At 61.8% G+C, this 7,736-nt stretch carries 7 protein-coding genes; 5 read left to right on the top strand and 2 right to left on the bottom strand.

The window, feature by feature from the left end; all coding sequences use genetic code 11:
• Positions 1–85: 85 nt before the first annotated feature.
• Positions 86–2,875, top strand: coding sequence for an EAL domain-containing protein (locus tag Q1L59_RS00200; protein WP_300327283.1), 2,790 nt, complete (start codon positions 86–88; stop codon positions 2,873–2,875).
• An 8-nt stretch (positions 2,876–2,883) separates the two neighbouring features.
• On the opposite strand, the gene smpB is transcribed toward Q1L59_RS00200, so the two are convergent.
• On the bottom strand, positions 2,884–3,330 hold the full coding sequence (smpB, locus tag Q1L59_RS00205) for an SsrA-binding protein SmpB (protein ID WP_300327284.1): 447 nt from the start codon (positions 3,328–3,330) through the stop codon (positions 2,884–2,886).
• Between the two features lie 78 nt (positions 3,331–3,408).
• Here smpB and Q1L59_RS00210 point away from each other — a divergent pair, with 78 nt between their 5' ends.
• Positions 3,409–3,852: a type II toxin-antitoxin system RatA family toxin gene (locus Q1L59_RS00210; RefSeq protein WP_300327285.1), complete on the top strand. Its 444-nt coding sequence runs from the start codon at positions 3,409–3,411 to the stop codon at positions 3,850–3,852.
• Entirely contained in the window at positions 3,845–4,165 is a 321-nt protein-coding gene (locus Q1L59_RS00215) for an RnfH family protein (protein ID WP_300327286.1), read from the top strand. The genes Q1L59_RS00210 and Q1L59_RS00215 overlap by 8 nt, the downstream gene beginning before the upstream one ends.
• 6 nt (positions 4,166–4,171) lie before the next feature.
• Here Q1L59_RS00215 and Q1L59_RS00220 read toward each other — a convergent pair whose 3' ends face one another.
• A complete protein-coding gene (locus tag Q1L59_RS00220; RefSeq protein ID WP_300327287.1) occupies positions 4,172–4,645 on the bottom strand; it encodes a DUF4124 domain-containing protein in 474 nt (157 codons plus the stop codon).
• A 62-nt stretch (positions 4,646–4,707) separates the two neighbouring features.
• Between Q1L59_RS00220 and guaB the strand changes: the two genes are divergently transcribed.
• Both guaB and guaA read left to right on the top strand, forming a co-directional pair.
• Positions 4,708–6,165, top strand: coding sequence for an IMP dehydrogenase (guaB, locus tag Q1L59_RS00225; protein ID WP_300327288.1), 1,458 nt, complete (start codon positions 4,708–4,710; stop codon positions 6,163–6,165).
• A 60-nt stretch (positions 6,166–6,225) separates the two neighbouring features.
• Positions 6,226–7,736, top strand: a 1,511-nt coding sequence (gene guaA, locus Q1L59_RS00230; RefSeq protein WP_300327289.1) for a glutamine-hydrolyzing GMP synthase, incomplete at its 3' end; no start/stop codon positions are given.

A 7,736-nucleotide genomic window follows, 5' to 3' on the forward strand; every position in this document is an offset into this window, starting at 1 on the left:
TGCCTGCCTGATGGCTGTCGATCGCTACCGCCCACCCGCCCGCAGCGGTCTCAGGTTCCTCAGTCTGAAGTGGAAAGTGCTGCTGATGCTGGGCGGAGTTCTGCTCTCGGTGAACAGCGCGTTGTCCTGGCTGCACTTCCAGGATTTGACCAGCCGTTTCGAACTGCAGAGAGCGGCGACGCGCGAGCGCCTGATGGCGCAGGCATTCGCCCTGCGCAGCGAGTTCGGCCAGCGCCTGCAGGCGCTGGCCGGCATGCTCGCGGCACTCGACGACCTGCGCTCGGGACTGACCCAGAACGAAGGGAGCAACCTGCTCGTGTTGCAACATTTCGATAGCTATTGGTCGGCCCTGCAACTGGATTTCGGCATCGACTCGATGCAGGTTTATGCACGCAGTGGCCAGCCCTTGGCAGACTGGCGAAATTCGTCGTTCGCCGAAGTAGACCTTGATGCCCACGTGCGAACGGTCATCGCGCACGAACGAGCGATGCACTGGACACGCTGCGGAAGTCTCTGTACGCAATTCGCCGCAGCACCGATTCTCGCTCAGGGCCGGGTAGCAGGCGCCGTCGTTCTCGGCAGTTCGCTGGCCGATGTGGTCGTCTCGTTCAACCGCCTGTCGGGCGCCGACCTCGGCGTGCTCACCCGGATGTCGCAAACGACCGACAAGAATGCGCTGCCCAGACTCGGCCTGCGGGTCGTGGGGCTGAGTCGCGCCGAACGCAATCTGCCGCTACTCGAAGAACTTGCCACGCTGCCGACGGTGCCCGCCGGGGGCAGCTCCTGGCGCCTCGTCGCGCACGACAGCAGCCAGTTCGATGTGTCGTTCCTCTCGCTCGACGCTCCCGATGTGGCGCCATCGCCCGCCCTGCTGGTGATCATCGACGACGTTACCGACGCGCTGGCGAACATTCGCAAGTCGGTCTGGAACCGCCTGCAGGGTGAGTTCCTGGCGTCTGTCCTCGCCCTGCTCCTGCTCGCCCTGCTGGTCAACGCACCGCTGCAGCGAATGACACGCGCCGTACGCGCGATCCCCCTGCTCGGTCGCAGCGCCTTCGCCGAAGCGCGCGCGCGCATCATCCCGCGCGGTCGCCGTTTCGTCGATGACGAGATCGACAGCCTGGACGAAGCCGCGATCGCCCTTTCCTATCGTCTGGAAACACTCGAACGTGAGGTCGAGGCCCACTCGGCCGACATGCAGGGCATGCTGCAACGTATCTCGATCGAGCGCGACTTCAGCCGCAGCCTGCTCGACACAGCACAGGTGATCATTCTCACCCAGCATGCCGATGGCCGCATCGTCACCCTGAATCGCTACGGGCGCTTGCTCTCGGGCTGGCAAGAGGATGATCTTCCCGGCAAGCGTTTCTTCGAGCTGGTCTGCCCGGAAGGATCGGCCGGAACGGTCATCCACCAGGCGCTGCAACGCATCGCCGCCGGTGATCGTCAACACGTGCAGCTCGAGTCGATTCTGATCGGAACGAACGGCCGATCGTACGAAATCACCTGGAATCACTCGCGCCTGTCGGGCCGCCCCGGCGAACCCGTGATGATTCTCTCGGTCGGCATCGATCACACCGAGCGCAAGCGCGCCGAGCTGCACGTCAGCTACCTCGCCGAGCACGATCCGCTGACCGGACTTGCCAACCGCCAACACTTCCAACACGAACTCGATCAGGCTCTGGTCAACGCACGGCTCACCGGGCTGGACGGTGCGCTGCTCTACCTCGACCTGGATGGCTTCAAGTACGTGAACGACCTCAGCGGTCACCAGGCCGGCGACTCGCTGCTGCGCATCGTGGCCACTGAAGTCAGCCATGTGGCACGCGCCAGCGACCTGCTGGGCCGACTTGGCGGCGACGAACTAGGGGTTCTTCTGCACGAATGCGATCGCGAAGGTGCCGTCCAGGTCGCCGAGAAGATCAATCAACGCCTGGCGGAGATCAGATTTGCCGGCCTTGGCGCCAAGCACCGCGTATCCGCCAGCATAGGCATCGTCGTATTTTCCGGCGCCCGCATGGACGTCAAGCAACTGCTCGCCAACGCCGACATTGCGATGTACCAGGCGAAGTCGAAGGGGGGTGCCGGCTGGCACCTCTACTCGGAAGGCGAAGGCGTGCAGGAAAAGATGCAGAGCCGCCTATACTGGGAAGAGGCGATCAACCGCGCCTTGAGCGAAAACCGTCTGATCGTCCATTATCAGCCGATACTCGACATTCACGCCCGGCAAGTCAGCCACTACGAAGCGCTGGTCCGTATTCAGGGAAGCGACGGCTCGCTGATACTCCCTGGCGCCTTCATGGAAGTGGCCGAGAACAGCGGCCTGATTCGCGAGATCGACCGCCAGGTGATCCGGCTGGTCGGACGACGGATGCACGCCTTGTCCGCTGTCGGCCGGCACTTCAAGTTCTCGATCAATCTCTCCGGCCTCAGCATCAACGATCCCCGCCTCCTCGCGTTCATCCGCGACGAGTTCACCCGCAACCCGCTGCTGCTTGCCAACGTCGTCTTCGAAATTACCGAAACGGCCGCCGTTTCCGACTTCCCGGCGGCCCGCAGCTTCATTCACGCGGTGCGCGAACTGGGTTGTGCATTCTCCCTCGACGACTTCGGGGTCGGCTTCTCATCGTTCAACTATATCAAACAGTTGCCAATCGACTATGTGAAGATCGACGGGTCCTTCGTACGCACGCTGGTGGACAGCCCGGACGACCAGGTGTTCGTGCGCGCGCTGGCCGAAGTGGCGCGGGGCTTCGGCAAGAAGACGGTTGCCGAGTTCGTCGAAGATGAGCGCACGCTGAACATGTTGCGCACTTTCGGCGTCGATTACGCTCAAGGCTACCACATCGGCAAACCCCGGCCGAACGTCGACTGAGCGCCGGCTCAGGCCTTGACCCGCAGCAGGCGCGCCTTCTCGCGCTGCCAGTCACGTTCCTTCTCCGACTCACGCTTGTCGTACTGCTTCTTGCCCTTGGCCAAGCCGATTTCGAGTTTGACGCGCCCGCGCTGGAAGTGCAGATTCAGTGGCACCAGCGTGTACCCGGCACGTTCCACCTGCCCGATCAGCCGGTTGATCTGTCTCTGATGCAAGAGCAGCTTGCGCGTCCGCAAGGGCTCCGGCCTGACGTGCGACGAGGCGGCGAGCAAGGGAGTAACGTGCATGCCAAAGAGAAACACTTCGCCGTCACGCAGCACAACGTAGGCTTCCTTGACGCTTGCTCGCCCACCACGAATCGCCTTGACCTCCCACCCCTCGAGCACCAGCCCGGCTTCAATCTTCTCCTCTATGAAATAGTCATGAAAAGCCTTCTTGTTGGCAACGATGGTCATGGTCCGGTTTCTCTGAAAAGCACTCCGCGAGAATGCTAGAATGGCCCATTCTACAGGAAACACGAGGCTCGGCTAAGGATGGCCACGGTCAAGAAATCGGTGTTGATCGAACGTTCATCGCAGGAAATGTTCGACCTGGTCGACCGCGTCGAAGACTATCCAGAGTTTCTGCCCTGGTGCAGCCAGACGCTCTGCCAGTACCGCGATGCCAGCAAGACGGTAGCGACGGTGCATATCAACTATCGCAACGTCAAGTCTCACTTCACGACGGCAAACGACAAGGAGTCTCCGTTGTGGATGAGAATCACGCTGGTCGACGGGCCGTTTCGCCGGCTCGACGGCTTATGGCGTTTCACCACGCTCGCCGCACACGCCTGCAAGATCGACTTCCAGTTGTCGTACGAGTTTTCCAGCCGAATGCTGGAAAAGGCGATCGGACCGGTTTTCAGCCAGATCGCAAACACCTTCATCGATGCGTTCGTCAAGCGTGCCAACCAGATGCAGAGAGCACCGCATGTCTGAAGCGATCAACATCCAGCTCATCTATGCCCTGCCCGCACGACAACAACTGATCGCCCTGAAGGTGCCGGCCGGAACCTCGGTTCGTCAGGCGATCGAACTCTCCGGATTGCTCGACAAACATCCGGAAATCGATCTGACAAAAAACAAGGTCGGCATCTTTGCCAAGCTGACCAAACTCGACGCCGTCCTGCGCGACCACGACCGGATCGAGATCTACCGACCTCTGCTGGCTGACCCGAAAGAGATCCGCAAGCAACGCGCCGCCGCCGGCAAGGTGATGAAAAAAGGCGCCGGCGACGCGGAAACCGTTTAGCGCACCTCAGCGCACCGGATTTGCCCGGCAGTTGGTTTGCACAGCCTGCCGGGTACGCTCGATTTCCGCTGCGCGTTGCGTGTCGTCCAGATAGTAGCGCTCGCCGGCACTGTTGCGCAGAGCAACACGCTCGCCGGACTCGAGCACCTGCAACGCGCGTCGCGCGGTGACACAGGCCTCCTGGCGATCGTTCGCAGCGCGCTGCTCGGCCTCGCTCTTCTCGGCCTGTTCGCGCGCGTCCTTCTGCCGCTTGCGGAAGTCCATCTCGCGATCGGCCAGCGACGGAGCGTTTGCTGCCGCCGCCTCAGGCGTCTCCGCACTATACTTCTTCTGCTGCTGCGCCGAACTGCTCGGAGGCGGCCGATCGGAGATCACTGTCTTCTTGTTGGCGTCCTGCCACTGGTAGATCTGCGCCTGCGCGACAGCAGTCGCAACCATCAGGGCAACACCGAAGGTAAAGCGCTTGATCAGCTTCATCATCGTCGATTCGTCAAAGGTGGGCAGGCTGTATAATACTTTTTTGTGACCTCGGATTATAGGCGATGCGTTTCATACCCAAGGCGCTCACGTTCGATGACGTGCTCCTCGTCCCCGCCCACTCTGCCATCATGCCGCGTGAAGTGGCTCTGCGGACGCGCCTGACGCGCAATATCAGCCTCAATCTTCCGCTGGTATCGGCCGCGATGGACACGGTCACCGAGAGCCGCCTGGCCATCGCGCTGGCCCAGGAGGGCGGCATCGGCATCGTACACAAGAACCTCAACCCAAAGCTGCAGGCAGCCGAAGTCGCCAAGGTCAAACGCTTCGAGTCGGGCGTGCTCAAGGACCCGATCACCGTATCGCCCAACATGTCGGTGCGCGACGTGCTCGGACTCACCCGCCAGCACAAAATTTCGGGGTTCCCGGTGCTCGATGGCCAGATCGTCGTCGGTATCGTCACCAACCGCGACCTTCGCTTCGAAACCAATCTCGATCAGCCGGTACGCAACATCATGACGCCGCGCGAGCGCCTGGTGACCGTGCAGGAGGGAGCGACCGTCGAAGAAGGAAAGGCGCTGATCCACAAGCATCGGCTCGAACGTGTGCTCGTCGTCAATGATGCCTTCGAGTTGCGCGGCTTGATCACCGTCAAGGACATCATCAAGACGACCGAGCACCCGGAAGCGAGCAAGGATGCGGCCGGCCGGCTGCGCGTCGGCGCGGCGGTAGGCGTCGGCCCGGGAACTGAGGAGCGCATCGAGCTTCTTGCCGAAGCCGGTGTCGACGTGCTGGTCGTCGACACTGCGCACGGGCATTCGCAAGCCGTCCTCGAGCGCGTCGCCTGGATCAAGAAGAACTTCACGGTGGAAGTCATAGGCGGCAACATCGCCACCGGCGAAGCTGCGCGCGCGATGATCGATCACGGTGCCGATGCCGTCAAGGTTGGCATCGGTCCGGGTTCGATCTGCACCACGCGCATCGTCGCCGGCGTCGGCGTACCACAGATCACCGCCATCCAGATGGTGCGCGAGGCCCTCGCCGACAGCGGCGTGCCGATGGTGGCCGACGGAGGCATACGCTATTCCGGCGACATTTCCAAGGCGATCGCTGCGGGTGGCGACACCGTCATGCTCGGCGGCCTGCTTGCCGGCACTGAAGAGGCGCCCGGCGAGGTGGAACTCTTCCAGGGCCGTTCGTACAAGTCGTACCGCGGCATGGGTTCGATCGGCGCCATGGCAGCAGGAGCGGCCGACCGCTACTTTCAGGACGGCACCGCCAACCTGGACAAGCTGGTGCCGGAAGGAATCGAGGGACGCGTCCCGTACAAGGGCTCCGTCCTCGCCGTGATTCATCAGTTGATGGGTGGCTTGCGTTCGTCGATGGGCTATCTCGGTTGCCGCACGATCGACGAGATGCATGCAAGAGCGACCTTCGTCGAAATCACCGCAGCGGGTGTCCGTGAGTCGCACGTACACGACGTACAGATCACCAAGGAAGCACCCAATTACCATATAGACTAAGGTGTTGACCGACGGGTCGGCTGCCGGCCAATGCTTGCCACCGTTTATCGAGGTCTCGCCATGTCGCACACGAAGATTCTGATCCTTGACTTTGGCTCACAGGTCGCACAGCTTATCGCCCGGCGAGTACGTGAGCAGCAGGTTTACTGCGAGCTCCACCCCTACGACGTACCCGACGAGTTCATTCGGGATTTCAAACCACGCGGCATCATCCTTTCCGGCGGGCCGAACTCGGTCTACGAGGCCGGCGACTTTCGCGCACCACAAGCCGTTTTCGAACTTGGCGTACCCGTCCTCGGCATCTGCTACGGCATGCAGACGATGGCGGTGCAGCTCGGCGGAGAAGTCGACAGCTCAGCGCAGCGCGAATTCGGATTTGCGGTGATGCGGGCGCATGGACATTCGCGCCTGCTGAAAGGAATCGAAGATCAGCGGACGAAGAATGGCCACGGCCTGCTCGAAGTCTGGATGAGTCACGGCGACAAGGTCAGCCGCTTGCCGCCGGGCTTCACCGTCATCGGCAGCAACGAGTCATCACCCATCGCAGCAATGGCCGACGAGACCCGTGGGTATTATGGCGTGCAGTTCCATCCCGAAGTGACGCATACGATCAAAGGAAAAGAGATCATCGGACGCTTCGTGCACGAAATCTGTGGCTGCGCACACGACTGGAACATGCCCGACTACATTCCCGAAGCGATCGCCGCTGTGCGTCGTCAGGTCGGCGACGACGAGGTGATCCTGGGCCTGTCGGGCGGTGTCGATTCGGCAGTCGCCGCGGCGCTGATCCATCGAGCGATCGGTGAACAGCTCACGTGTGTCTTCGTAGACAACGGCCTGCTGCGCCTGAATGAGGCCGAGCAGGTGATGGCGACCTTTTCCCGCGACCTCGGCGTCAAGCTGATCCATGTCGATGCGACTGATCGCTTCATGCACCGTCTGCAGGGAATCAGCGACCCCGAGGAGAAGCGGCGGGCAATCGGCCATGAGTTCGTCGAAGTCTTCCGTAGCCAGGCGGACAAACTCAAGAACGCCAAGTGGCTGGCCCAGGGAACGATCTATCCCGATGTGATCGAGTCTGCCGGGGCGAAAAGCAAGAAAGCGCATACGATCAAGAGCCATCACAATGTCGGCGGCCTGCCCGAAACGCTCGATCTCTTTCTACTCGAACCCTTGCGTGAGCTGTTCAAGGACGAAGTGCGCGAACTCGGTATCGCGCTTGGCCTGCCACACGACCTTGTTTACCGCCACCCCTTCCCCGGCCCGGGTCTCGGCGTACGAATTCTCGGCGAAGTGAAGCCAGAATTTGCCGACCTGCTCCGACGCGCCGACGCCATCTTCATCGACGAACTGCGGGCGGCCGGCTGGTACGACAAGACCAGCCAAGCCTTCGCCGTCTTTCTACCCGTAAGATCGGTCGGCGTCATGGGCGATGGGCGAAGCTACGAATATGTCGTCGCACTACGCGCGGTCGATACGCAGGACTTCATGACCGCCGACTGGGCCGAGCTGCCGCACAGCCTGCTCGGACGGGTTTCCAACCGGATCATCAACGAGGTGCGCGGGATCAA

Source organism: Accumulibacter sp. (assembly GCF_029255125.1).
Classification (GTDB): Bacteria; Pseudomonadota; Gammaproteobacteria; order Burkholderiales; family Rhodocyclaceae; genus Accumulibacter.

Excerpts from the sequence above, each read along its gene's own strand:
- guaB (WP_300327288.1), top strand. The coding sequence starts at position 4,708 with ATGCGTTTCATACCCAAGGCGCTCACGTTCGATGACGTGCTCCTCGTC.
- smpB (WP_300327284.1), bottom strand. The coding sequence starts at position 3,330 with ATGACCATCGTTGCCAACAAGAAGGCTTTTCATGACTATTTCATAGAG.
- Q1L59_RS00210 (WP_300327285.1), top strand. The coding sequence starts at position 3,409 with ATGGCCACGGTCAAGAAATCGGTGTTGATCGAACGTTCATCGCAGGAA.
- Q1L59_RS00220 (WP_300327287.1), bottom strand. The coding sequence starts at position 4,645 with ATGATGAAGCTGATCAAGCGCTTTACCTTCGGTGTTGCCCTGATGGTT.
- Q1L59_RS00215 (WP_300327286.1), top strand. The coding sequence starts at position 3,845 with ATGTCTGAAGCGATCAACATCCAGCTCATCTATGCCCTGCCCGCACGA.
- Q1L59_RS00200 (WP_300327283.1), top strand. The coding sequence starts at position 86 with ATGCTGGGCGGAGTTCTGCTCTCGGTGAACAGCGCGTTGTCCTGGCTG.